The 21,514-nt window shown below is 56.6% G+C and carries 21 protein-coding genes and 1 riboswitch; of the genes, 5 read left to right on the top strand and 16 right to left on the bottom strand.

What is annotated here, in order from left to right:
• Nucleotides 1-201: 201 nt before the first annotated feature.
• The 3 genes from ACT3RR_RS01815 to ACT3RR_RS01805 form a co-directional block, all read right to left on the bottom strand.
• Nucleotides 202-627 (bottom strand): VOC family protein, encoded by a 426-nt coding sequence (locus ACT3RR_RS01815; RefSeq protein ID WP_154147532.1) that lies wholly within the window; start codon nucleotides 625-627, stop codon nucleotides 202-204.
• A 60-nt stretch (nucleotides 628-687) separates the two neighbouring features.
• The gene (dusC, locus tag ACT3RR_RS01810) at nucleotides 688-1,617 is read right to left on the bottom strand and encodes a tRNA dihydrouridine(16) synthase DusC (RefSeq protein WP_034788633.1); all 930 of its coding nucleotides are present in this window, start codon (nucleotides 1,615-1,617) and stop codon (nucleotides 688-690) included.
• Nucleotides 1,618-1,681: 64 nt separating this feature from the next.
• The gene (locus tag ACT3RR_RS01805; protein ID WP_496199615.1) at nucleotides 1,682-3,112 is read right to left on the bottom strand and encodes an MFS transporter; all 1,431 of its coding nucleotides are present in this window, start codon (nucleotides 3,110-3,112) and stop codon (nucleotides 1,682-1,684) included.
• A 107-nt stretch (nucleotides 3,113-3,219) separates the two neighbouring features.
• On the opposite strand from ACT3RR_RS01805, the gene ACT3RR_RS01800 reads away from it, so the two are divergent.
• On the top strand, nucleotides 3,220-3,870 hold the full coding sequence (locus ACT3RR_RS01800) for a helix-turn-helix transcriptional regulator (RefSeq protein WP_353501415.1): 651 nt from the start codon (nucleotides 3,220-3,222) through the stop codon (nucleotides 3,868-3,870).
• A 70-nt stretch (nucleotides 3,871-3,940) separates the two neighbouring features.
• Here ACT3RR_RS01800 and rhlE read toward each other — a convergent pair whose 3' ends face one another.
• On the bottom strand, nucleotides 3,941-5,371 hold the full coding sequence (gene rhlE / locus ACT3RR_RS01795) for an ATP-dependent RNA helicase RhlE (protein ID WP_353501414.1): 1,431 nt from the start codon (nucleotides 5,369-5,371) through the stop codon (nucleotides 3,941-3,943).
• A 393-nt stretch (nucleotides 5,372-5,764) separates the two neighbouring features.
• Here rhlE and ACT3RR_RS01790 point away from each other — a divergent pair, with 393 nt between their 5' ends.
• A complete protein-coding gene (locus ACT3RR_RS01790) occupies nucleotides 5,765-6,967 on the top strand; it encodes a multidrug efflux MFS transporter (protein ID WP_496199614.1) in 1,203 nt (400 codons plus the stop codon).
• Nucleotides 6,968-7,081: 114 nt separating this feature from the next.
• On the opposite strand, the gene ACT3RR_RS01785 is transcribed toward ACT3RR_RS01790, so the two are convergent.
• From ACT3RR_RS01785 to moaA, 6 genes are all read right to left on the bottom strand, one after another.
• Nucleotides 7,082-7,792 (bottom strand): Bax inhibitor-1/YccA family protein, encoded by a 711-nt coding sequence (locus ACT3RR_RS01785; protein ID WP_353501412.1) that lies wholly within the window; start codon nucleotides 7,790-7,792, stop codon nucleotides 7,082-7,084.
• A gap of 119 nt (nucleotides 7,793-7,911) precedes the next feature.
• Nucleotides 7,912-8,364, bottom strand: a complete 453-nt coding sequence (gene moaE, locus ACT3RR_RS01780; protein WP_485902831.1) for a molybdopterin synthase catalytic subunit MoaE — start codon at nucleotides 8,362-8,364, stop codon at nucleotides 7,912-7,914.
• A gap of 1 nt (nucleotide 8,365) precedes the next feature.
• Nucleotides 8,366-8,611, bottom strand: a complete 246-nt coding sequence (gene moaD, locus ACT3RR_RS01775) for a molybdopterin synthase sulfur carrier subunit (protein ID WP_353501410.1) — start codon at nucleotides 8,609-8,611, stop codon at nucleotides 8,366-8,368.
• Nucleotides 8,608-9,087 carry a cyclic pyranopterin monophosphate synthase MoaC gene (moaC, locus tag ACT3RR_RS01770; RefSeq protein WP_034788614.1) on the bottom strand — a complete coding sequence of 160 codons (480 nt, stop codon included), beginning with the start codon at nucleotides 9,085-9,087 and terminating at the stop codon, nucleotides 8,608-8,610. Before moaC ends, moaD begins: the two co-directional genes overlap by 4 nt.
• A 7-nt stretch (nucleotides 9,088-9,094) precedes the next feature.
• Entirely contained in the window at nucleotides 9,095-9,607 is a 513-nt protein-coding gene (gene moaB, locus ACT3RR_RS01765; RefSeq protein ID WP_396130261.1) for a molybdenum cofactor biosynthesis protein B, read from the bottom strand.
• A 21-nt stretch (nucleotides 9,608-9,628) separates the two neighbouring features.
• Nucleotides 9,629-10,615, bottom strand: a complete 987-nt coding sequence (gene moaA, locus ACT3RR_RS01760; protein WP_353501407.1) for a GTP 3',8-cyclase MoaA — start codon at nucleotides 10,613-10,615, stop codon at nucleotides 9,629-9,631.
• Nucleotides 10,605-10,774, bottom strand: a riboswitch (molybdenum cofactor riboswitch). It overlaps the preceding gene by 11 nt.
• 302 nt (nucleotides 10,775-11,076) lie before the next feature.
• Here moaA and yvcK point away from each other — a divergent pair.
• Nucleotides 11,077-11,985, top strand: a complete 909-nt coding sequence (yvcK, locus tag ACT3RR_RS01755; protein WP_353501406.1) for a uridine diphosphate-N-acetylglucosamine-binding protein YvcK — start codon at nucleotides 11,077-11,079, stop codon at nucleotides 11,983-11,985.
• Here yvcK and ACT3RR_RS01750 read toward each other — a convergent pair.
• Nucleotides 11,982-12,359: a VF530 family protein gene (locus tag ACT3RR_RS01750; RefSeq protein ID WP_353501405.1), complete on the bottom strand. Its 378-nt coding sequence runs from the start codon at nucleotides 12,357-12,359 to the stop codon at nucleotides 11,982-11,984. The genes yvcK and ACT3RR_RS01750 overlap by 4 nt on opposite strands.
• Nucleotides 12,360-12,442: 83 nt before the next feature.
• On the bottom strand, nucleotides 12,443-14,449 hold the full coding sequence (gene uvrB / locus ACT3RR_RS01745; protein ID WP_353501404.1) for an excinuclease ABC subunit UvrB: 2,007 nt from the start codon (nucleotides 14,447-14,449) through the stop codon (nucleotides 12,443-12,445).
• Nucleotides 14,450-15,598: 1,149 nt separating this feature from the next.
• Here uvrB and ACT3RR_RS01740 point away from each other — a divergent pair.
• Entirely contained in the window at nucleotides 15,599-16,309 is a 711-nt protein-coding gene (locus tag ACT3RR_RS01740; protein ID WP_496199613.1) for an ABC transporter ATP-binding protein, read from the top strand.
• Here the strand turns inward: ACT3RR_RS01740 and bioD are convergent.
• The 4 genes from bioD to bioB all read right to left on the bottom strand — a co-directional run bounded on the left by bioD (nucleotide 16,299) and on the right by bioB (nucleotide 20,105).
• A complete protein-coding gene (gene bioD / locus ACT3RR_RS01735; RefSeq protein ID WP_496199612.1) occupies nucleotides 16,299-16,979 on the bottom strand; it encodes a dethiobiotin synthase in 681 nt (226 codons plus the stop codon). The two genes, ACT3RR_RS01740 and bioD, sit on opposite strands and share 11 nt — an antisense overlap.
• Before the next feature lie 158 nt (nucleotides 16,980-17,137).
• A complete protein-coding gene (gene bioC, locus ACT3RR_RS01730) occupies nucleotides 17,138-17,929 on the bottom strand; it encodes a malonyl-ACP O-methyltransferase BioC (RefSeq protein ID WP_353501401.1) in 792 nt (263 codons plus the stop codon).
• Entirely contained in the window at nucleotides 17,913-19,064 is a 1,152-nt protein-coding gene (gene bioF / locus ACT3RR_RS01725; RefSeq protein WP_496199611.1) for an 8-amino-7-oxononanoate synthase, read from the bottom strand. Before bioF ends, bioC begins: the two co-directional genes overlap by 17 nt.
• A gap of 3 nt (nucleotides 19,065-19,067) precedes the next feature.
• A complete protein-coding gene (gene bioB, locus ACT3RR_RS01720; protein ID WP_185690230.1) occupies nucleotides 19,068-20,105 on the bottom strand; it encodes a biotin synthase BioB in 1,038 nt (345 codons plus the stop codon).
• Between the two features lie 129 nt (nucleotides 20,106-20,234).
• Between bioB and bioA the strand changes: the two genes are divergently transcribed.
• The gene (bioA, locus tag ACT3RR_RS01715) at nucleotides 20,235-21,512 is read left to right on the top strand and encodes an adenosylmethionine--8-amino-7-oxononanoate transaminase (RefSeq protein WP_496199610.1); all 1,278 of its coding nucleotides are present in this window, start codon (nucleotides 20,235-20,237) and stop codon (nucleotides 21,510-21,512) included.
• The last annotated feature ends 2 nt before the right edge of the window (nucleotides 21,513-21,514 follow it).

Here is a 21,514-nt window from a genome sequence, read left to right as displayed (position 1 = left end):
GATGGGCTTGGCACTCGGATTTTTCCTGTGCATTTGTCACAAAGTCTGTCACAACGCCTTTGATGGCAGGGGCTGACGAGTAAGTGAACACTTGCGCGAAGTGTAGAGAATGGAAGGATAAGAGGCGAGCGAGAGATGAACAACATCAGCCACGGAGCATGCCGTGGCTGAGTAAAGTGGTCTCACAGAGACAGGCGAACGTTAGGTATTTTCAATCAGGTAGCGGATTTCTTGGCCGTAAGATAGCTCGAAGGTGTTGCCGTCCGGGTCATCGAGAAGGGCCCAGTAACCGACGGGTGCCCCGCTCTGTTTTGGCTCAGTGCGCAACACGCCGTCGGCGCGAGCCAGAGCCAGCTTGGCGTCCATATATTCTTTGGTTTTACAGGCCACGCCGAGATGGCCGAAAGGGCCGAGCTTGGTGTCTTTTGAGTCAGGGTCTTCCGCCAGAACGATGGCAAAAGGTCGGGTCATATCGCTCATCCAAGCCACCGGGTCGACATCTGTCCCACGCTCCCCGCGCCGGTGGATCACTTGCATATCGGCAAATTTTTCATAGAAGGCGATGCTGGTATCGAGATCTTTGACGGAAAAAGCGATGTGGGTCAGACCTTTATCTTTGTTATCCATGATATTTCTCCATTTTGCTTTTGTGCTTGAAGCAGCGCGTGGAGAAATCAGGGAAAACGATCAGCGGTTAATGCGTTCGGCGATCTCTTTCGATGTTTGCAACACGCGCACTTCACTAAATAACTCGGTCGCTTCGTCGTACTCTTTGCGTAAATACCCCAGCCACTGCTTGATGCGCGCGACGTGATATAGCCCAGTGTCGCCCTGCTTCTCCAGATGGGTGTATTTCTGCAACAGCGTCATCACGCCAGACCACGGCATGCGCGGCTCGTTGTACTTCACCACCCGACTGAGGTTTGGCACGTTGAGCGCGCCGCGCCCAATCATTACCGCGTCGCAGCCGGTGGTCTGCATACAGGCTTGGGCACTGGCATAGTCCCAGATTTCGCCATTGGCGATCACCGGAATGGTCAGCCGCTGGCGGATCTCGCCAATCGCCTGCCAGTTAATGCGCTCGGCCTTATACCCGTCTTCCTTGGTGCGCCCGTGCACCGTCAGTTCGGTGGCTCCGGCCTGCTGAACCGCGTCGGCAATTTCAAAACTTTGCGCCAACGAATCCCAGCCCAGCCGCACTTTCACCGTCACCGGCAGCTCGGCGGGCACGGCTTCGCGCATCGCCTTGGCTCCCTGATAAATCAGCTCAGGGTCTTTGAGCAGCGTCGCCCCGCCGCCGCTGCCGTTGACCGTTTTCGACGGACAGCCGCAGTTGAGATCCACCCCGTAAGAGCCAAGTTGCACCGCCAGCGCGGCGTTTTCGGCCAGCCACTGCGGGTATTGCCCCAGCAGTTGGACGCGCACCCGCGTGCCCGACGGCGTGCGGCTTTGATTGAGTAATTCAGGGCAGAGTCGATAGAAGGATTTGGCGGGAAGCAGTTGATCTACCACGCGCAAAAACTCGGTGATGCATAAGTCGTAATCGTTCACTTCAGTCAGCAGTTCTCTGACCAAAGGGTCCAGTACGCCTTCCATCGGAGCCAGTAATACACGCATGTGGTTCAACCCTTAAAAAATGACGGGCAATGATAAGGTTGAACGATGCGTCAAGGCAATGCCGTTATCCCTTACAGACCAAGGTTTCTGGGTGCGACAGTCGCCGTTTTCGTACCGAACGGATGGCGGTTAACACGGCCAGACCGACGGGAATTAAGAAGAATACGAACAGCCAGAAAGCCACGTTGCTGGCATTTTCCGGCCCGGTGTTCATCCCGGCCAGATTGGCGATGGTCCCCGATAGCGCCGCGCCCAGCGCCGCCGAGAAGGATTGCACCACGGTAATCGAAGCCCCGGCGGTCTCTTTCTCCGCTTCATCCGCCTGCTGTAGAACGCGGGTCAAAATGTGCGGCCAGCCCAGCCCGATACCAAAACCCGCCAGCGTCAGACCAAGCACGATGCCGCTAATATTCAGCGCGTGCAGAGCAAACACCACCGGCACGGAAATCAGCAACAGCAGTAAGCCCGCGCCTAACACCAGTGGGCCAGAGATGATCGCCCGGTTGGCAAGACGCCCGGTCCAACTGGCGCTGACCATTTCGCTCAGGGTCCAGCCCGCCGCAGCGGCCGCCGTGATGTAGCCCGCGGCCAAAGGCGTCTGGCCGTGCAGGTGTTGCAGCATATAAGGCACATAGATTTCGCAGCCCATCGCAATCATCAGGGTTGCCATGGTCATGTATAGCCAGCAAATCGGCGAAGAGAGCGACAGCGAGTTGCGCGGCAACAGGCGAACGTTAGAGCTGAACTCGCGCTGGCGCAGAGCAATCACCATCAGCACCGCCAGCACAATCCCGGCGAAGTTAACCCAGCCGTGGGAGGACAAGCTTCCCGCCGATACCACCAGCACGGAGCCGGTAAGCAGCAGAAGTTGATAGAGAGGCAGAGGCTCGACGGCGCGTTTTTCCTTTTGCTGGGCGGGCAGCGTTCGCCAAACCAGCAGGCCAAACAGCAGCGTGACCGGCACCAGCAGGCCGAAGGCCCAGCGCCAGGCGTGCAGCTCGGCAAAAATTCCGCCCACCGCCGGACCGATCAGCGTGGCGATCCCCCACATAGCGGAAATCAGCGCCATAGCGCGTGGCCAAAGGGATTCTTTAAACACCAAGTTGATCATGGCGTAGGAGAGCGCGAAGAGGAAACCGCCGCCCAGCCCCTGAATGGCGCGGCCCAGCAGCAGTACCGGCATGCTAGGTGCCATGGCGCAGATGGCGGCACCGGCCATGAAGATGCCGGTCGCGGTGAGATAGCTGCCGCGCGGTCCGGCTTTGCGCATCAGCCGGGCAGACAGCGCCGAGCCGAGAATCGAGAAGACCACGAATAGCGTCATGTTCCACGCGTACCACGCCAGCCCGCCGATATCCTGTACAACGGAAGGCAGAATGGTGATGACGATATAGCTGTTGGTCGCATACAGCGCCACACCCGCGCTGAGGGCAATGGCGCTGCCGCGATTTTCCGTACTGAATAAGCCGCCCCAGCCTGTTTCGTTGTCCGACATCGGTATATCCCTTTTGTTTTTAAAGTCTATTAAGGTTGTGATAAGATTAAACAAGAATTAACTTGGAATACTTAACGGTTCCGTAATCTAAGATCTGACGAGGCAATATGTCAAGCAAACACTTGGAAAATACGTCTGAGGTTAAGCAAAGCGTCGCCGAACGCCTGCTCATGCTGCTTAAAACTCGTGGAGAATTGCAGGCCAGCGACGCGGGCCACATTTTAGGTACCACGGGCGAAGCCGCGCGCCAGCAGTTTGTTAAGCTGGCGAAAGAAGGTCTGGTGGAGCCGAAATCCGTTTCGCAGGGCGTAGGCCGCCCGTCGCAGTTCTGGCAGTTGACGGCACAGGGCCATGCCCGTTTCCCCGACGCCCACGCCGATCTCACCGTACAACTGCTGACACTTATCCGCAGCTCGCTGGGTGAAAATGCGCTGGAACAGCTGATCACCAGCCGTGAAGAACTCACTCGCAATGCCTATCATCTGGCGATGGAAGGGGCAGAAACGCTGGAAGAGCGCCTGCAAAGGCTCACCGCCATCCGCACCCGCGAAGGCTATATGGCGGACTGGCAGCAGGAAGAAGATGGCAGTTATCTACTGATTGAGAACCACTGCCCTATCTGCGCCGCCGCCACTGCCTGTCAGGGCTTCTGCCGCGCCGAACGGGAGGTGTTTAGCGCCACGCTGGAGGCGAATGTTGAACGTACCGAGCACATTTTGCAAGGCGCGCGTCGCTGCGCATATCGCATCTGGCTGTAGAATTTCCTGAACAATAGACATAAAAAAACCGCCTGCGAAGAGGCGGTTTTTGTTTATTCAACCGGAGCGATTATTCGCCTGACGGTTTACGACGCCCTGCGTTAGCCGGGTTTGAACGACGTTGGCCCGCATTGGCTGCGCGCGCCGGACGTGCTGGACGCCCTTCACCCGCGCCTGCGCCACGGCTTTCGCCGCCGCCGTTGCCGCTACGTTGACCATTGCCGCCGGTGCGCGGTGCTGCGCCAGAACGCGGAGCGCTTGAGCGAGGTGCGCCTGAACCAGAACGCTGACCGCCCTGACGTGGAGCACCGCGACCGCCGCTGCCCTGACGACCATTGATGATCGGCTCGGCTTTAATGCTTGGGTCTGGCTCGTAGCCTTCCAGCGCGAAGCGTGGGATTTCACGCTTAAGCAGGCGCTCGATGTCACGCAACAGCTTGTGTTCATCCACGCACACCAGAGAAATCGCTTCGCCGGTGGATTCCGCACGGCCTGTACGGCCAATACGGTGAACATAGTCTTCCGGTACGTTTGGCAGCTCGTAGTTAACGACGTGAGGCAGTTGGTCGATGTCCAGACCGCGCGCCGCGATGTCAGTGGCCACTAGCACGCGAATGCCGCCGTCTTTGAAATCCGCCAGTGCGCGAGTACGGGCGCCCTGACTCTTGTTACCGTGAATAGCGGCGGCGGTGATGCCGTCTTTATTCAGCTGCTCGGCCAAATGGTTCGCGCCGTGTTTAGTACGGGTGAACACCAGCACCTGTTTCCAGTCGCCTTCGCCGATCATCTGTGACAGCAGTTCTCTTTTACGTTTCTTATCAACGAAATGAACGCTCTGTTCGATTTGCTCGGACGCCGTGTTACGACGCGCCACTTCAACCGACGCAGGGTTGGTCAGCAATTTGCTAGCCAGCGCTTTGATTTCGTCAGAGAAGGTCGCGGAGAACAGCAGGTTCTGGCGTTTAGCGGGCAGCTTGGCCAGTACGCGACGGATGTCGTGGATGAAGCCCATGTCCAGCATGCGGTCAGCTTCGTCCAGCACCAGAATTTCTACTTTGGATAAATCCACCGCGTTCTGATGTTCTAAATCCAGCAGGCGGCCTGGGGTGGCAACCAGCACGTCAACACCGGCGCGCAGTTTCATCATCTGCGGGTTAATGCTCACGCCGCCGAAAACCACCAGCGAGCGCAGGGTCAAATATTTGCTGTAAGACTGCACGTTCTCACCGATCTGTGCTGCCAGCTCACGGGTCGGAGTCAGGATCAGCGCGCGGACCGGGCGACGTCCTTTGAATTGCGGGTTGGAGTGGCTCAGCATGTTCAGCAGCGGCAGAGTAAAACCAGCGGTTTTACCGGTACCAGTCTGCGCACTTGCCATTAAGTCACGGCCTTGCATCACAACAGGAATAGCCTGACGCTGAATAGGCGTAGGTTCACGATAGCCCTGTTCTTCAACAGCACGCAAAATTTCGGCACTTAAGCCGAGAGTATCAAATGACATATAGGGAAAAGCTCCAGTCCACTCTAACCCGAACGGGGTTCGGTGCAGTTTCAAGAGTGGATGATCAGACGAGGCAAATGAGGCATTACCACGAGGATTCGGCACAAACTGCAGTGCGCCAGTTAGCGAGATTTTAACACAAGACGCGTCAAGGCGTTAAATTATCTGCCATCCATCGGTGTAAGCAGGTGTAATAAGAGCATGAAAAGCACATTAACTGTCGAGTTTTCAACGCTGACGACAGATTGTGTGGACTTAGGTAAAAAGGCTAATACAGAGCATCAATTATTGATTTGATGAATACCTTCCCACTTTTTGCCGTCACCTTAACGCCCTGAGTTGCTATGCTTTATGCAGTCAACACACTCATGGTTAAGGTAAACCCGCAGCATAATGGAAACTTGGAAACTCAATTTAATCTCCGTCTGGCTTGGGTGTTTTTTCACCGGAATGGCGATGAGCCAAATCCTGCCTTTCCTGCCGCTTTATATTGAACAGCTTGGCGTCACGTCCCACGCATCTCTGAGTTTATGGTCTGGTTTAGTCTTCAGCGGCACCTTTTTGGTTTCTGCCATTGTGGCTCCACTATGGGGGAGTCTCGCCGACCGCAAAGGCCGTAAGTTGATGCTGCTGCGCGCCGCGCTGGGTATGGCGATTGTGATGGTGTTACAGGGTTTCGCCACCAACGTCTGGCAGCTGTTTATCCTGCGCACGCTGATGGGTTTAACCTCAGGCTATATCCCCAATGCCATGGCTTTAGTGGCCTCACAGGTTCCGCGCGATAAAAGCGGCTGGGCGCTCGGCACGCTGTCTACCGGGCAAGTGGCTGGCGTGATTATCGGCCCGCTGCTCGGCGGTTTTATGGCCGACCACCTCGGCCTGCGCACGGTGTTCTTCGTCACTGGCGGCATGTTGTTTACCAGTTTCCTCATCACTCTATTCTTAATCAAAGAGCGCGTGGTGCCGGTCGCCAAGGCCGATCGCCTGAGCGGCAAAGCGGTCTTCACCGCGCTGCCCTACCCGTGGCTGATTGTCAGCCTGTTCGTCACCACCCTAATGGTGCAATTGGCCAACGGTTCGATCAGCCCCATCTTGACGCTGTTCATCCGCGATCTCTCTTCCGACACCAGCAATATCGCCTTTATCAGCGGGGTGATTGCCGCCGTGCCGGGGGTTTCCGCGCTAATGTCCGCGCCTAAGCTGGGCAAGCTGGGCGACCGAATCGGCGCACACCGTATCCTTATCGCCGCGCTGGTGCTGTGCTTCGTGCTGTTCTGTCTGATGTCGACCATCAGCTCACCCACCCAGCTCGGCATCCTGCGCTTTATGCTTGGCTTCTGCGACGGCGCGCTGATGCCGGCGATTCAGGCATTGTTAGTGAAATACAGCAGCGACCAAACCACCGGCCGCATCTTCGGCTACAACCAATCGTTTATGTATCTCGGCAACGTCATCGGCCCCCTGCTCGGCTCCAGCGTCTCGGCGTTAATGGGCTTCCGGTGGGTGTTCCTCGTGACGGCGATTTTGGTGTTGTTCAACTTAATACAGGTAGCGTGGAGTTTTAGGCATGTGCCGACACGCCAGACGAGATTTTAAATTCAAATTCAAGGTCAAGGTCGTGCGCTGCCGCCCAAGGTGTCAGCAGGATTGGGCCGCCGCCCAAAAACAAAAAAGGGGCCTTTCGGCCCCCTCAATTTGAAATCAAAAACCCTACCGGCGGTTGCCAAAAATGCGTAACAGCATCAAGAACAGGTTGATGAAATCCAAATATAGCGTCAGCGCGCCCACGATAGAGTACTTGCGGAAGCTGTCTTTATCGTTAACGTCCAGCTGCTCACCCATGTTTTTCAACTTCTGGGTGTCATAAGCTGTCAGGCCAACGAAGATAACCACGCCGATGTAGGTCACCGCCCACATCAATGCCGGGCTTTTCAGCCAGATGTTGACCAGCGACGCCAGCACGATACCAATCAACCCCATGAACAGCAGGCTGCCCATACGGCTTAGGTCGCGCTTGGTGGTATAACCAAATACGCTCATCGCCCCGAACATCCCCCCGGCAACCACGAAGGTGCTGGCAATAGAAGAGCCGGTGTAGACGATGAAAATACTGGAGAGCGTCAGCCCGGTTAGGGCCGAATACAGCATGAACAAGCCGGTAGCGACGGTGCCGCTCAGACGATTCACCATGCCGGAAATTACGAAGACCAGCGCCAGCTGGGCAATGATCAGACCAAAGAAGGTTATTTGGCTGGAGAAAATAAAACCGAGAATGGCTGGTGAGCGAGATGCGTACCAGGCGACAAATGCGGTTAATAGCAGACCACAGGTCATCCAACCATAGACCTGCGCCATGTAGGCTTGAATGCCGGAGTTAGCGCGTTCAACAATCGAGCCGTTACTGCGTGGATATCGATCCATGATGATTACCTCTTGCATGGAGGACAAAATTTAGGCCGTAAACACAGCCCGCCTGTGGGATAACAGTATCACAAAACCACGGCTTTGCGCGGTTGCTAAGCGTAAGGTTTAGTTGCAGTTTACCAGCGCTTGGCGGCCTCTTTGTCGCTGTCGCGGGCATCTACCCAGCGGTCGCCTTGCTCGGTGGCTTCACGCTTCCAAAACGGGGCGCGGGTTTTGAGATAATCCATAATAAATTCGGTGGCTTCAAAGGCCATGCCGCGATGAGCGCTGGTCACGCCAACGAACACAATTTCATCGCCGGGATACATCGCCCCGACGCGGTGATACACCGACACCCGTTGCAGCGGCCAGCGCTGGCGGGCGTCGGCGACAATTTCCGCCAAGGCTTTTTCGGTCATGCCCGGATAGTGTTCGAGGGTCAACGCACTGACGTTGTCGCCCAAATTGTGATTGCGCACCTTGCCGGTGAAAGTCACCACCGCGCCGTCGGCGTCTGACTGGGCCAGCCACTGGTATTCATCGCCAACGCTAAACGCCGCGCTGTCGACCACGATCCGCGTGTTTTCCATATCAGCCTCCTGTCACCGGTGGGAAGAAGGCCACTTCGTCCCCGGCCTTCACCGGATGGTCGATGTCGACCAGAGTTTGATTCACCGCCACCAACAGCTTGCCGGACTCTAACGCCAGCGCCCAGCGATCGCCGCGCTGGCACAATGACTGGCGCAGCGCTTCAACATTGATGAATTCGGCAGGCAGTTGCAGCGAACCGACGCCGATGATTTCACGCACCTGAGCAAAAAACAGAATGTCGATCATGGCTCCACCTTGAAATCACCGGACTTGCCGCCGGTTTTCTCCAGCAGGCGAATCGGGCCGATCACCATATCTTTCTGCACGGCTTTACACATGTCGTAAATGGTCAAAGCAGCGACGGACGCCGCCGTCAGGGCTTCCATTTCAACGCCGGTTTTGCCGCTCAGGCGACAGCGCGACTCAATGCGCACGCGATTGTGCTCCGGCTGGGCTTCCAGATTGACTTCAACCTTGGTGAGCAGCAGCGGATGGCAAAGGGGGATCAAATCCCAGGTTTTTTTCGCCGCCTGAATCCCCGCGATACGCGCCGTGGCGAACACGTCGCCCTTGTGGTGATTGCCGTTAACAATCATCGCCAGCGTCTCGGCGGCCATGGTGACAAAGGATTCGGCGCGGGCTTCGCGCACGGTTTCGGCTTTGGCGGAGACATCCACCATATGGGCGTCGCCGGAGGCGTTAATGTGAGTAAAAGTGGTCATAATGGGCTTATTTCTTGACGTGAGGCGTGAAGTTACACGGGCCGTTGCGCGCGTCTAACTGGGCCTCGATAACGTGTTCCCACGCGGTGCGGCAGGCGCTGGTCGAGCCAGGCACGGCAAAAATTACGGTCTGATTCGCCATGCCGGCTAAGGCGCGGGACTGAATGGTCGAAGTGCCAATCTCTTCAAAAGACACCATACGGAACAGCTCGCCGAAGCCTTCGATTTCGCGGTCAAACAGCGGTTTGAGTGCTTCCGGCGTATTGTCGCCCTGCGTGAAGCCCGTGCCGCCGTTGATCAAAATGGCTTGGATCTGCTCATCGGCAATCCATTGCGAGACCACCGCGCGAATTTTATACAGGTTATCTTTGACGATGGTTTGCGCCGCAACGCGGTGCCCTGCCTCTTCGGCCACCTCTTTCAGATAGTGCCCGGAGGTGTTTTCTGCCTCGGTACGATGGTCAGAAACGGTCAGAATTGCCAAAGAAAGGGGAAGGAAATCTTTGCTGGCCTTGCTCATCTTGTTGCTCCTTGAATGACTTCAACCACCAATAAACGACAGGTTCTGGGTAATACCCGTGTTGCCCTGATGCAAGAAATGGGTCTGCTTTTTCTGCCGCAGGCCGCCTTGAATTCTATCCATTAAGTCATCTTGCTGCATATCGTCCGCCAGCAAATCACGCAGCGGAATGCCCTGCTCGCCGAACAGGCACAGGTGCAGGTTGCCGATGGCAGATACCCGCAGGCGGTTGCAGCTGGCGCAGAAGTCTTTCTCATAAGGCATGATCAGGCCGATTTCGCCGACATAATTCGGGTGACTGAACACCTGCGCCGGGCCGTCGCTGCGCGCACGGATCTGTAGCTGCCAGCCCTGCTGCACCAGCTGTTCGCGCAGGACTTCGCCTGAGACGTGGTGTTTGCGAAATAGCTCGCTGCCGTCGCCGGTCTCCATCAGCTCAATAAAGCGTAGTTGGATTGGGCGATGTTTGATCCAGTTGAGGAAAGTATTCAGGCTGGCGTGGTTGACGTCGCGCATCAGTACGGCGTTGACTTTCACCTTGCTGAAACCGGCCTCAAACGCGGCGTCGATGCCGCGCATCACGTCGTTGAATTTGTCCTGCCCGGTAATGGCGTGGAATTGGCGAGCGTCGAGGCTGTCGACGCTGACGTTAATCGCGGTCAGGCCCGCGTCGCGCCACTGTTTAGCGTCACGCGCCATGCGATAGCCATTGGTGGTGACAGCCAGCGTTTTGATGGTGGGGTTTTCGCGCACGGCGGCAATGATGTCGCAGAAGTCGCGGCGCAGGGACGGCTCGCCCCCGGTCAGGCGCACTTTTTCAGTCCCTAGATGGGCAAAAGCGCGGCTGACACGACGGATTTCGTCCAGCGACAGAAAACTTTTATTGCTGTGTCCCTGCGGCTTATAGCCGTCGGGCAGGCAATAGGTGCAACGGAAATTGCACACGTCAGTAATTGATAGCCGCAAGTAATAAAACTTGCGAGCAAAAGCATCGGTAAGTTGAAGCACCTTAACACCTTTCCAAATACGGGAGATGCAGGCATTTCTACCTTGCACCCTGGTGGCTGAGCCACGGCCAGGACGCCGTATTATTGTGCAAAATCAGTGAGAAAGTTCACCAATTCGGGCAGATAACTTAGGCGGCAAGGCTAGGAGTTTGATTTTTTCAGCTGCAAGCGCAGGGGAAAAAACGTGGTTACGAGGGCTATTGTAACGCCGCGCGGGAAGGAACTCCAAGGCGGTTTTCGCTATGTATTTATATATATAGCGGATTTTAAAGGCAATTCTCAGCACGATAACGACAAGAAACCTCATCAATGCTGCGGGTTTACCTCGCATTTCAGACATAAGTTGAATAACACCTTGTTGCAAAATTGGGTAAAATCAACCGAAGAAATGACATCAAAACCCTAATTTGCTGCCGCGCGAGTGGCAGGTTTAATTTTCTCTGGACAGCTTCAAGGATCTTTATGCGCAATCGCACGTTAGCCGATCTCGACCGCGTAGTAGCACTGGGGGGCGGACACGGCCTGGGCCGCGTTATGTCATCCCTCTCCTCCCTTGGATCGCGTTTGACCGGCATTGTCACCACCACCGACAACGGCGGCTCCACCGGGCGCATTCGCAGCGCCGAGGGCGGCATCGCCTGGGGCGATATGCGTAACTGTCTCAATCAGCTGATCACTGAGCCAAGCGTGGCGTCCGCCATGTTCGAATTCCGCTTTGGTGGGCAAGGCGAGCTGGCCGGGCATAACCTCGGCAACTTGATGCTGCGCGCGCTGGATCACCTGAGCGTGCGCCCTCTGGAAGCGATCAACTTGGTGCGCAGCCTGCTGAAAGTAGACGCCGAGCTGATCCCGATGTCAGAGCATCCTGTGGATTTGGCGGCGCTGGATGCCAATGGCGAGTGGGTTCATGGCGAAGTGAATGTCGACAAGTTGACGCAAATCCCTCGCGAGCTGATGCTGCAACCCGAGGTGAGTGCCACGCGCGAAGCCATTCTGGCGATTAAAGAAGCGGATTTAGTGCTGATTGGCCCGGGCAGCTTTTACACCAGCCTGATGCCTCTCCTGTTGATGAAAGACTTAACTCAGGCGCTGCGCCGCAGCCGCGCGCACATCGTCTACATTGGTAATTTGGGCAAAGAGCTTAGCGTGGCGGCGGCATCGCTGACCCTGCATGACAAGCTTTCGCTAATTGAAAACCAGATTGGCCGCCGCGCGGTGGATGCGGCGATTGTCGGGCCGAAGGTGAATATCGACGATGCCAGCGAGCGGTTGATCATTCAAACCCAGCTCGAAGCCAGCGACATTCCTTATCGCCACGACCGCGAATTACTGCGCAAAGCGCTGGAAGAAGCCCTGCAAAAAATGATTTAAGGTTTTTTGTTCACCAGCGGATGGTTGTTCCACGGGCTGTCCGCTGCCGGTTTGGCGGTGCTGACTTTCGGCTTTTGCGGCTTCTCGGCAGACAGTGGCGTGCGGCGTTTGCTCCGTGTCATGTCAGGACGCAAATGCCCTTCCACGAAATCCAGATACAGCGTTTCCACTTCCTTTCTCGCCCACGGCGTCCGACGCAAAAACTTCAAACTGGACTTGATGCTCGGGTCACTTTTGAAGCAGTTGATGTTCACCTGCGCCGCCAGCGCCGGCCAGCCAAAACTGTCCACCAGCTTAGTCAGCAGTGCTTCCAGCGTCACGCCGTGCAGAGGGTCTTTCGCCGCAGCGGGTTTCGGTGAAGGTGTGTCAGTCATGGTTCGCTCGCAAGTCGATTTTACAGGGCGCGCAGTCTAGCATCTTTTCACTGCGCGCGACCATGTTGGATGGGCAGGAAGGATTAGGACAAGGCGATAAATTGATCTCGCAGAGACTGCAACTCATCACGGGTTCTCGCCGCGTCTTCAAACTCCAGATTCTGCGCGTGGGTGTACATCTTGCTTTCTAGCTCGCGAATACGCTGCTCCAGCGCTTTTGGCGTAAGCAGCTTGGCGGTTTCGAAAGCTTCGGCATCGCGCTTGTCTTTGTTCTTCTTGGTCTTAGGCTGGCCCAGTTGAAGAATGTCAGAGATTTTCTTATTAAGGCCCATCGGCGTAATGCCGTGCTCGGTGTTGTAAGCCTCTTGCTTGGCGCGACGGCGCTCGGTTTCGTCGATAGCCCTACGCATCGAGTTAGTGATTTTGTCGCCGTAAAGAATGGCTTTGCCGTTGAGGTTACGGGCCGCGCGGCCGATGGTCTGAATCAGAGAGCGCTCGGAGCGCAGGAAGCCCTCTTTGTCGGCGTCCAAAATCGCCACCAGCGACACTTCAGGCATGTCCAAACCTTCTCGCAGTAAGTTGATGCCCACCAGCACGTCAAACTCGCCTAAACGCAAATCACGAATGATTTCTACGCGCTCGACGGTGTCGATGTCAGAGTGCAGATAACGCACGCGCTCGCCGTGCTCTTCCAGATACTCGGTCAAGTCCTCGGCCATGCGCTTGGTCAGCGTGGTCACCAGCACGCGCTCGTTAATCTCCACGCGTTTGCGGATTTCCGACAACAGGTCATCGACCTGGGTCGCCACCGGGCGCACTTCAATCAATGGATCAAGCAGGCCCGTTGGGCGCACTACTTGCTCCACTACGTCGCCGCCAGATTTTTCCATTTCATAGGTGCCTGGCGTGGCGGACACATAGATACTTTGCGGCGCGGCGGCTTCAAACTCTTCGAAACGCATTGGTCGGTTATCCAGCGCGGAAGGCAGGCGGAAACCATACTCCACCAGCGTCTCTTTGCGCGAACGGTCGCCTTTGTACATGCCGCCGATTTGCGGGATGGTGACGTGGGATTCGTCGACAATCAGCAGGCCATCGGCGGGTAAATAGTCGAACAGCGTCGGTGGCGGCTCGCCCGGCCCGCGCCCTGACAGGTAGCGCGAGTAGTTTTCGATCCCCGAGCAGTAGCCCAGCTCATTCATCATCTCCAGATCAAACTGGGTGCGCTGGCTAATGCGCTGCTCTTCCAGCAGTTTGTTGTTGTCGAGCAGATTTTTGCGACGATCCGCCAGCTCGACTTTGATCTCTTCCATCGCCTGCACGATTCGCTCGCGTGGCGTCACGTAGTGGGTTTTCGGGTAGATGGTGAAGCGAGGAACCTCTTGCTGAATCTGCCCGGTCAGCGGGTCAAACAGCGACAGGCGCTCCACTTCTTGGTCAAACAGTTCGATGCGCAGCGCCATGTCGTCGGACTCTGCGGGGAACACGTCGATCACCTCGCCGCGCACGCGGAAGGTACTGCGCTGGAAGGCCTGATCGTTGCGGGCATATTGCAGTTCGGCCAGTCGGCGCAGGATAGCGCGCTGGTCGATGATCATCCCTTTGGTCAGGTGCAGCATCATCTTCAGATAGAGATCTGGGTCACCCAGACCATAGATTGCCGAAACCGAAGCCACCACCACCACGTCGCGGCGTTCAAGCAGGGCTTTGGTGGCGGAAAGACGCATCTGCTCGATGTGTTCATTCACCGAGGCGTCTTTTTCGATAAAGGTATCAGAGCTAGGCACATAGGCTTCAGGCTGATAGTAGTCGTAGTAAGAGACAAAATATTCGACGGCGTTTTCCGGGAAAAACTCTTTCATCTCGCCATACAACTGGGCAGCCAGCGTCTTGTTGGGCGCCAGCACCATGGTTGGGCGATTCAGGTCGGCAATCACGTTGGCGACGGTAAAGGTTTTCCCCGAGCCGGTCACCCCCAGCAGCGTTTGGTGCGCCAGACCATTCTCCAGCCCTTCTTCCAAAGCGCGTATGGCCTCAGGCTGATCGCCTGACGGTTTAAAGTCGGAATGCAGTTTGAATACTTTGCTCATGAACGGGCTACCTGACAGAAGAGAAGAATCGCATAACACGGGCTGCGGAGACTCAGTATGGAAGACTCCATGAATTTTGCCAGCTATATAGTACTGGATATAAAACCAGCTTCCAATGGCGATGTGCTGTTGATTTGTTCGCAGGCCATAGCGTGGTTTCTAAGATGCGAAGAAAGCTGCACTTTTTTAGGTTATTCCATTAACCCACTTTTCCCCATGAGAGAACATTTATCCCCAATTATTTTTACGAATTAACTTTTTGACCACAGACTGACGAAAATTGACACAAGCGCCAGATCACAATTTGACAACGCTTGATTTATCATAACTCATTGAAAAATATCATTATGATTAAAAAGGTGGGATTAACGACAAACCGAGCGCAGGCCGCGTCCAGACTCGCTTGTAGCAACTTTTCTTACTCTCATGCACATGGTTATCCACAGGAATGGTGGATAACTCACAGCACGCCCCACGCAGCGCGACCTGTCAAAAAAGGCAGTTTCACCCGCGATGGGTTTCGGGCTAAGGTTTTTAGTTATTTTTTGCCTTTTTTACTTCTTTATATATGCCGATTTTGCCTAGATATGCTGTGCCATAGATATTGCAAAATGAAAAAATTTGTATATCGACAGTCGGATTTGTCTTATCCACACACCAGTATTGCACCACAAACTCTCTGTTCAGCACTGGTAAAGTGCACTATTTCGCCACTTCCCCGTCACACTGATTGCCCAATTTAATGATTTTGCCTCTTTGGCACTCTTTCAAACCATTAACAGTCTGGTTACAACCTCTTTAGGAGTTATCCCGCCAAACTTGGCCTAAGAGTTGCAATATTATTCATATCGGTCGTTTACAGCGCATCGCCCTAAAAACGCAGCTTTTACGAAAACGCTATTTTTGGGTCGCTCTCGCTAGCTTAAGCCGTAAGAAACCGCCGTTTCAGCCTTTTATCACTGGCTAAAGGCTATTTATTGCCAATTGATGCTGTTAGCAAACTCGCTAACCTGCCGCATAAAATTCTGTGAAATTACGGAAATTGCGAAACATAAATGTCAGAAATATGACAGTGACGGTCAGTTAAACAGTGACTCCGCCAAGCTAAAGCCATGAGGCCAGCCAGCGGCAGGAGTTTAGGGAGGTCTGATGTTGAGTATAAAGTCGGTAAATCAGTATTACGGCCAGAAGCATATTCTGTGGGATATCAATCTGGAGCTGTATCGCGGCCAGTGCACTTTCCTGATTGGCCGCAACGGCGTCGGCAAGACCACGCTGATCAACTGCATCATGGGGCATTTGCCGGTGAAAAGCGGCAGCATCTCGTGGCAGTCGGCGGATGCCGAACCGCAGAACCTATTAGATTTACCCGTCGAGGGGCGTGCCCTAGTGGGAATTGGCTATGTGCCTGAAGGTCGGCAGATTTTTTCGCAAATGAGCGTCGATGAAAACCTGCAAATTGCCATGATGGCCGGGCGCAACAAGAATCGCCGCATCCCCGAGCAGGTCTACGAACTTTTCCCTGCATTGAAGGAGATGGGGTCACACAAGGCCGGAGAGCTGGATGAAAGCGAGCAGCAGCAGCTGGCGATCAGCCGCGCGCTGGTGCTGGAGCCGGAGTTATTGATCCTTGATGAGCCAACCGAGCACACCAGCCCGGCGATGGCGGCCAACATGGGCAATATCATTCACCGCCTCAACCGCGATTTAGGCCTGACGCTGCTGCTGGTCGGTCACCGCCTACCCTTTATTCGCAGCGTGGCGGACCGCTTCTGCCTGCTCGATAGCGGCCGCAACGTGGCACAGGGCACGCTGGCCCAGCTTAACGACGATTTAGTGAAAGACTATCTCAGCGTGTGAGAGGCGAAAGGTCGAGATACTGCCCTAGATCGGTATCGCTGGTGTTATCAAGGAACGGGATCTCGCCCAGCATGGGCGCAGGCAGCATACGCGCGAGCGTCGCGAGATAGGCCTGATGATGCTTCCCCGTTTCCTGTACATCATTGGCAATCCATCCCACCAATTTTAGGCCGCTTTGCGCCACCGCCTGCGCGGTGAGCAGCGCATGGTTGATGCAGCCCAGACGCATTCCCACCACCAGAACCACCGGCAGCTGTTCGCGCACCACCCAGTCGGCAAACGTGTGCTGCTCGCTGAGCGGCGTAAACCAGCCCCCCGCCCCTTCAACCACCGTCCAGTCAGCTTTCGGCTGTAGATGGCGTAACCCCGCCGACAGAGTTTCCAGCGCGATAGGTCGCTGTTCCAGTTGGCTGACGATGTGTGGCGAAGTCGGCTCAAGGAAGGTGCACGGATTCACCTCGTCATAACTCAGGGCCACCGAGCTATTGGCCTGCAAGGCCAGCGCGTCGCTATTTCGCGCGCCCTCGGCGGTCATTTCACTGCCTGACGCCACCGGCTTATAGCCCGCCGTAGAAAATCCAGCCTGCGCCGCAGCTTGCAAAAAAGCCGTGGTCGCCACGGTTTTACCGACTTCAGTGTCCGTGCCGGTAATGAAGAATGTTTTTTTCATTTTAAATAGCCAATGTCTTTCTCGAACAAAATCGAAATCCAAAGTCATTGGCGCTGTATCAAGGCGACAAGCGGGTTCAGCCCGATGAGCTGACATAGGTCAGTGATTCGGGTGAGCACGCGCAGCCAACGCAGAGACAGCGTCAAGGACGACGGATTTTAGCGTGGGATTAATTCTTCGACCTGAAGCACTCCATACACCAACTTATAGGTCAGCGGCAGCATGCCGTCTTGACGGGCGTAGTGCTTTTCCAGCTTGGCGAGGCGTTCGCGCCCGCCCAGACCGCCAAGGCGACCGTTTTTGATGTGGGTCGCGCCGATGCCTTTCAGTGAACGCATCAGGCTCATGACGTCGGGAAACAGCAGGGTTTGCTGGCTGAACTGCACGTCGTGGCGATAAGGCGCGCAGGCTTCGGCGATTTTGTCCGGGGTGAGGAACTGATTGACGTGGCGACGCCCGTCGACCTTCATCCATGCCGCAGCCAGCTCGCCGAGCGAGCCTTCGGCCAGCGTGGAAAACACCACCAGCCCGCCAATGCGCGTCACGCGGTGCATCTCTTCCAGCGCGCGCGGCAGCGCGTTGCACCACTGTACCGCCAGATTGCTGTAGCAGATGTCCACTGACTGATCCGCCAGCGGCAGGCGTTCAATGTCGCCGGGAATATAGCTTTCGGCGGAATTCAGCGCGCTGGCCACGTCCAGCATGCCTTGCGACAAATCCAGCGCCGTCACCTGTTTGCCCATATCGCGCCAGCGGCGGCTGAAATAGCCGGTGCCGCAGCCCGCGTCGAGTACGCGGTTACCGGCGCTTTGATGCTGCTCTGCCACCATGCTGAGCAGGTGTTCGCCCACGTCACGCTGTAACTGTGCGGCGTTTTCGTAATGACCGGCAGCGCGGCTAAAGGCGTCGGCTACGGCTTGTTTGTTCACTAATTCAGTGACTGCACCCATGAAGGGACTCCAGCAAAAAATCGATATCTTCCGGCTGATGAGCAGCCGTGAGGGTAATGCGCAGTCTTGCGCTGCCCGGCGGTACGGTCGGCGGGCGAATGGCGCTCACCCACAGGCCGCGCTCGCGCAGACGCTGAGCTAAGTCGAGCGTCGGCTGGTTTTCACCGACAATCAGCGGCTGAATGGCGGTCGCTGACGAAGTTAGCCGATAAGGCAACTCCGCCGCGCCAGCGCGAAAACGGGCAATATTGGCCGCCAGTTTATCACGCAGCGCATCGCCTTGCTGAATACAGCGCAGGCTGGCCTGTAGCGCGCAGACCTGCGCGGCGGGCATGGCGGTGCTATAAATCAGATGACGGGCGAACTGCAACAGGTAGTCCGCCGTGTCGTCGTCGCACAGCACGGCGGCGCCGCTACAGCCAAACGCCTTGCCGAAGGTGACCACCAGCAGCTCGGGGCGAACCCCTTGCTGCCAGCAACTGCCCCGCCCCTGCTCGCCAATCACCCCGACGCCGTGGGCATCGTCCACCAACAGCCACGCGTGGTTATCGCGAGCCTGTTGGTGGATCTCAGCCAGAGGCGCGGCATCGCCATCCATACTGAACACCCCTTCAGTCACCACCAGAGTTTCGCCGTCGCATGAGGATTGCAGCAGGCGTTGCAGAGAGTCCGGCTGATTATGAGCGAAGCGTCGCAACTGGGCCGGAGACTGAGTCGCCGCCTCAAGCAGCGACGCGTGGCTCAGCTTGTCTGCCAGCGCGCGGTCGTCTTTTTGCAGCAGCGCGGCCAAAATCGCCTGATTGGCCGCAAAACCGGAGATAAACAGCAGCGCGCGCGGGTAGCCCTGCCACTGCGCCAGATGCTGCTCGAACTCGGCGTGGACATCGCTATAGCCCGTAACATGCCCCGAGCCGCCGCTGCCGACGCCAAACCGCGACGCGCCCTGCCGCCAAGCGGCCACAATCTCCTCGTGCTGGCTCAGCCCAAGATAGTCATTGCCGGAGAAATTCAGCCAGCGGCGCTCGCCCTGTATCAGCCAGCAGGCGCTGCCTCCGGCGTTCGGCAGGCGCACGCGAAACGCCGCCGCCTCGCGCCGTGCCTGAAGGGCGTCCTGAATTCGGCTTTCCCAGCTCATGGTTTAGACGGCTGCGTTGTAGAACTGGTCGGTGTCGGCGTGAACCAACTGCTCGGCCAGCGCCTCTTGCTGCTGGTTGTCGCCCATTTCGGTTTCGAAAACTTGTGGGTTGAGGCCCAGCTTGCCGAACAGGATCAGGTCTTTGTCTTCCGCCGGGTTTGGCGTGGTCAACAGCTTGCAGCCGTAGAAAATCGAGTTAGCACCGGCCATAAAGCACATCGCCTGTGTCTGCTCGCTCATCTGCTCGCGACCGGCAGACAGGCGCACATAGGAGCTTGGCATCATGATGCGCGCCACGGCGATGGTGCGAATAAAATCGAAAGGATCGACGTCGTCGTTGTTAGCCAGCGGCGTGCCTTTCACTTTGACCAGCATGTTGATTGGTACGCTCTCCGGCGCGACCGGCAGGTTGGCTAATTGCATCAGCAATCCGGCGCGGTCTTTGACCGTTTCGCCCAGACCCACGATGCCGCCGGAGCAGACTTTAATCCCCGCGTTGCGCACTTCTGACAGGGTATCCAGACGCTCTTGATAGCTTCGGGTGGTGATGATGCTGCCGTAGAATTCTGGCGAGGTGTCGAGGTTATGGTTGTAGAAATCCAGACCCGCCGTCGCCAGTCGCTGCGCCTGCGAGGTGTCCAGCGTGCCGAGCGTCATGCAGGTTTCCATCCCCAGCTCTTTCACGCCCTGCACCATCTGCTCAAGGTAAGGCATGTCGCGCTCGTGCGGGTTTTTCCACGCCGCGCCCATGCAGAAACGAGTGGAACCGGCGGCCTTGGCCTGACGGGCAGACTCCAGCACCTGCTTCACTTCCATCAGGCGTTCAGTTTCCAGCCCGGTTTTGTAACGCGAGCTTTGCGGGCAGTATTTACAGTCTTCCGGGCAAGCACCGGTTTTGATCGACAGCAAGGTGCTGACCTGAACCTGACGCGGATCGAAGTGTTGGCGGTGGACCTGCTGGGCTTCGAACATCAGCTCGAGGAAGGGTTTATCGAACAAAGCTTGGGTTTTTTCCAGCGTCCAGTGGGTGCGGGTCGACATCGTTGCCATCTCCAAAATATTCTGAGTTTTGTTTTTTACCTATTCTGTAAACCATTTTTCATTTGTTTTGGTTTACCGTCAACGTTAAAATTATTTTTTGGTTTACAAGTTAGCTTTCAGGATATCGCAATGACCCCTGCCGATCTCGATTTCGACCAGCGCCACATCTGGCACCCTTACACCTCTATGACTCACCCGCTGCCGTGCTATCCCGTGGAATCAGCCCAGGGCGTGGAGCTACAACTGGCAGACGGGCGGCAGCTTATCGACGGCATGTCGTCATGGTGGGCGGCGATCCACGGCTACAACCATCCGGTGCTGAATCAGGCGGCGATTGATCAGATTGGCAAGATGTCCCACGTGATGTTTGGCGGCATAACCCATCCGTCGGCGGTGGCGCTGTCGCGGCGTTTAGTCGAGATGACGCCCGCCGGGCTGGAGTGCGTATTTCTGGCCGACTCGGGTTCGGTGGCGGTGGAAGTGGCGCTGAAGATGGCGATGCAGTACTGGCAGGCGCGCGGCGAGAAGCGCCAGACCCTGTTGACGCTGCGCAACGGCTATCACGGTGACACCTTCGGCGCGATGTCGGTGTGCGATCCGCAAAACTCGATGCACAGTCTGTATCAGGGCTATTTGCCGCAGCATCTGTTTGCCGATGCGCCGCAGTCGCGCTTCGGCGAGGCGTGGAATGAAGAAGATATCGCACCGTTTTCCGCCCTGCTGGAGCAGCATCAATCCGCCATTGCCGCCGTCATTCTCGAGCCGGTGGTGCAAGGCGCGGGCGGGATGCGCATCTATCACCCGACCTATTTGCAACGCGTGCGGCAGCTTTGCGACCAGTACGGCGTGCTGCTGATTGCCGATGAAATTGCCACCGGCTTTGGCCGCACCGGCAAGCCGTTCGCCTGCGACCACGCGGGGATCTCGCCGGACATTATGTGTCTGGGCAAAGCCCTGACCGGCGGCTACATGACCCTATCGGCGACCCTCACCACCCGCCACGTCGCCGAGGTGATCAGCGACGGTGAGGCGGGCTGCTTTATGCACGGCCCGACCTTTATGGGCAATCCGCTGGCCTGCGCGGTGGCTAACGCCAGCCTGAGTTTACTGGCGGAAAATCGCTGGCAGCAACAGGTTGCTGGCATTGAGCAGCAGTTGAAAAGCGAGCTTACCCCGCTGGCGGCGCACTCCGCAGTGGCCGACGTGCGGGTGCTGGGCGCGATTGGCGTGGTGGAGATGCGCGAGCCGGTAAACATGGCGGCGTTGCAAAAGCACTTCGTCAATCAGGGCGTGTGGATTCGGCCTTTTGGCAAGCTGATTTACCTGATGCCGCCTTATGGTATCTCCCCCGCCCAGCTCAGCCAGCTGACCGGCGCGATTGCCAGCGCGCTCGAGTCGCTCTATTAATC

This window comes from Ewingella sp. AOP8-B2-18 (assembly GCF_052376015.1).
Classification (GTDB): domain Bacteria; phylum Pseudomonadota; class Gammaproteobacteria; order Enterobacterales; family Enterobacteriaceae; genus Ewingella; species Ewingella allii.
This window is presented reverse-complemented; position numbering and strand designations above follow the sequence as displayed.

Coding starts and splice junctions, on each gene's coding strand:
- ACT3RR_RS01815 (WP_154147532.1), bottom strand. CDS start 627: ATGGATAACAAAGATAAAGGTCTGACCCACATCGCTTTTTCCGTCAAA.
- dusC (WP_034788633.1), bottom strand. CDS start 1,617: ATGCGTGTATTACTGGCTCCGATGGAAGGCGTACTGGACCCTTTGGTC.
- ACT3RR_RS01805 (WP_496199615.1), bottom strand. CDS start 3,112: ATGTCGGACAACGAAACAGGCTGGGGCGGCTTATTCAGTACGGAAAAT.
- ACT3RR_RS01800 (WP_353501415.1), top strand. CDS start 3,220: ATGTCAAGCAAACACTTGGAAAATACGTCTGAGGTTAAGCAAAGCGTC.
- rhlE (WP_353501414.1), bottom strand. CDS start 5,371: ATGTCATTTGATACTCTCGGCTTAAGTGCCGAAATTTTGCGTGCTGTT.
- ACT3RR_RS01790 (WP_496199614.1), top strand. CDS start 5,765: ATGGAAACTTGGAAACTCAATTTAATCTCCGTCTGGCTTGGGTGTTTT.
- ACT3RR_RS01785 (WP_353501412.1), bottom strand. CDS start 7,792: ATGGATCGATATCCACGCAGTAACGGCTCGATTGTTGAACGCGCTAAC.
- moaE (WP_485902831.1), bottom strand. CDS start 8,364: ATGGAAAACACGCGGATCGTGGTCGACAGCGCGGCGTTTAGCGTTGGC.
- moaD (WP_353501410.1), bottom strand. CDS start 8,611: ATGATCGACATTCTGTTTTTTGCTCAGGTGCGTGAAATCATCGGCGTC.
- moaC (WP_034788614.1), bottom strand. CDS start 9,087: ATGACCACTTTTACTCACATTAACGCCTCCGGCGACGCCCATATGGTG.
- moaB (WP_396130261.1), bottom strand. CDS start 9,607: ATGAGCAAGGCCAGCAAAGATTTCCTTCCCCTTTCTTTGGCAATTCTG.
- yvcK (WP_353501406.1), top strand. CDS start 11,077: ATGCGCAATCGCACGTTAGCCGATCTCGACCGCGTAGTAGCACTGGGG.
- ACT3RR_RS01750 (WP_353501405.1), bottom strand. CDS start 12,359: ATGACTGACACACCTTCACCGAAACCCGCTGCGGCGAAAGACCCTCTG.
- uvrB (WP_353501404.1), bottom strand. CDS start 14,449: ATGAGCAAAGTATTCAAACTGCATTCCGACTTTAAACCGTCAGGCGAT.
- ACT3RR_RS01740 (WP_496199613.1), top strand. CDS start 15,599: ATGTTGAGTATAAAGTCGGTAAATCAGTATTACGGCCAGAAGCATATT.
- bioD (WP_496199612.1), bottom strand. CDS start 16,979: ATGAAAAAAACATTCTTCATTACCGGCACGGACACTGAAGTCGGTAAA.
- bioC (WP_353501401.1), bottom strand. CDS start 17,929: ATGGGTGCAGTCACTGAATTAGTGAACAAACAAGCCGTAGCCGACGCC.
- bioF (WP_496199611.1), bottom strand. CDS start 19,064: ATGAGCTGGGAAAGCCGAATTCAGGACGCCCTTCAGGCACGGCGCGAG.
- bioB (WP_185690230.1), bottom strand. CDS start 20,105: ATGTCGACCCGCACCCACTGGACGCTGGAAAAAACCCAAGCTTTGTTC.
- bioA (WP_496199610.1), top strand. CDS start 20,235: ATGACCCCTGCCGATCTCGATTTCGACCAGCGCCACATCTGGCACCCT.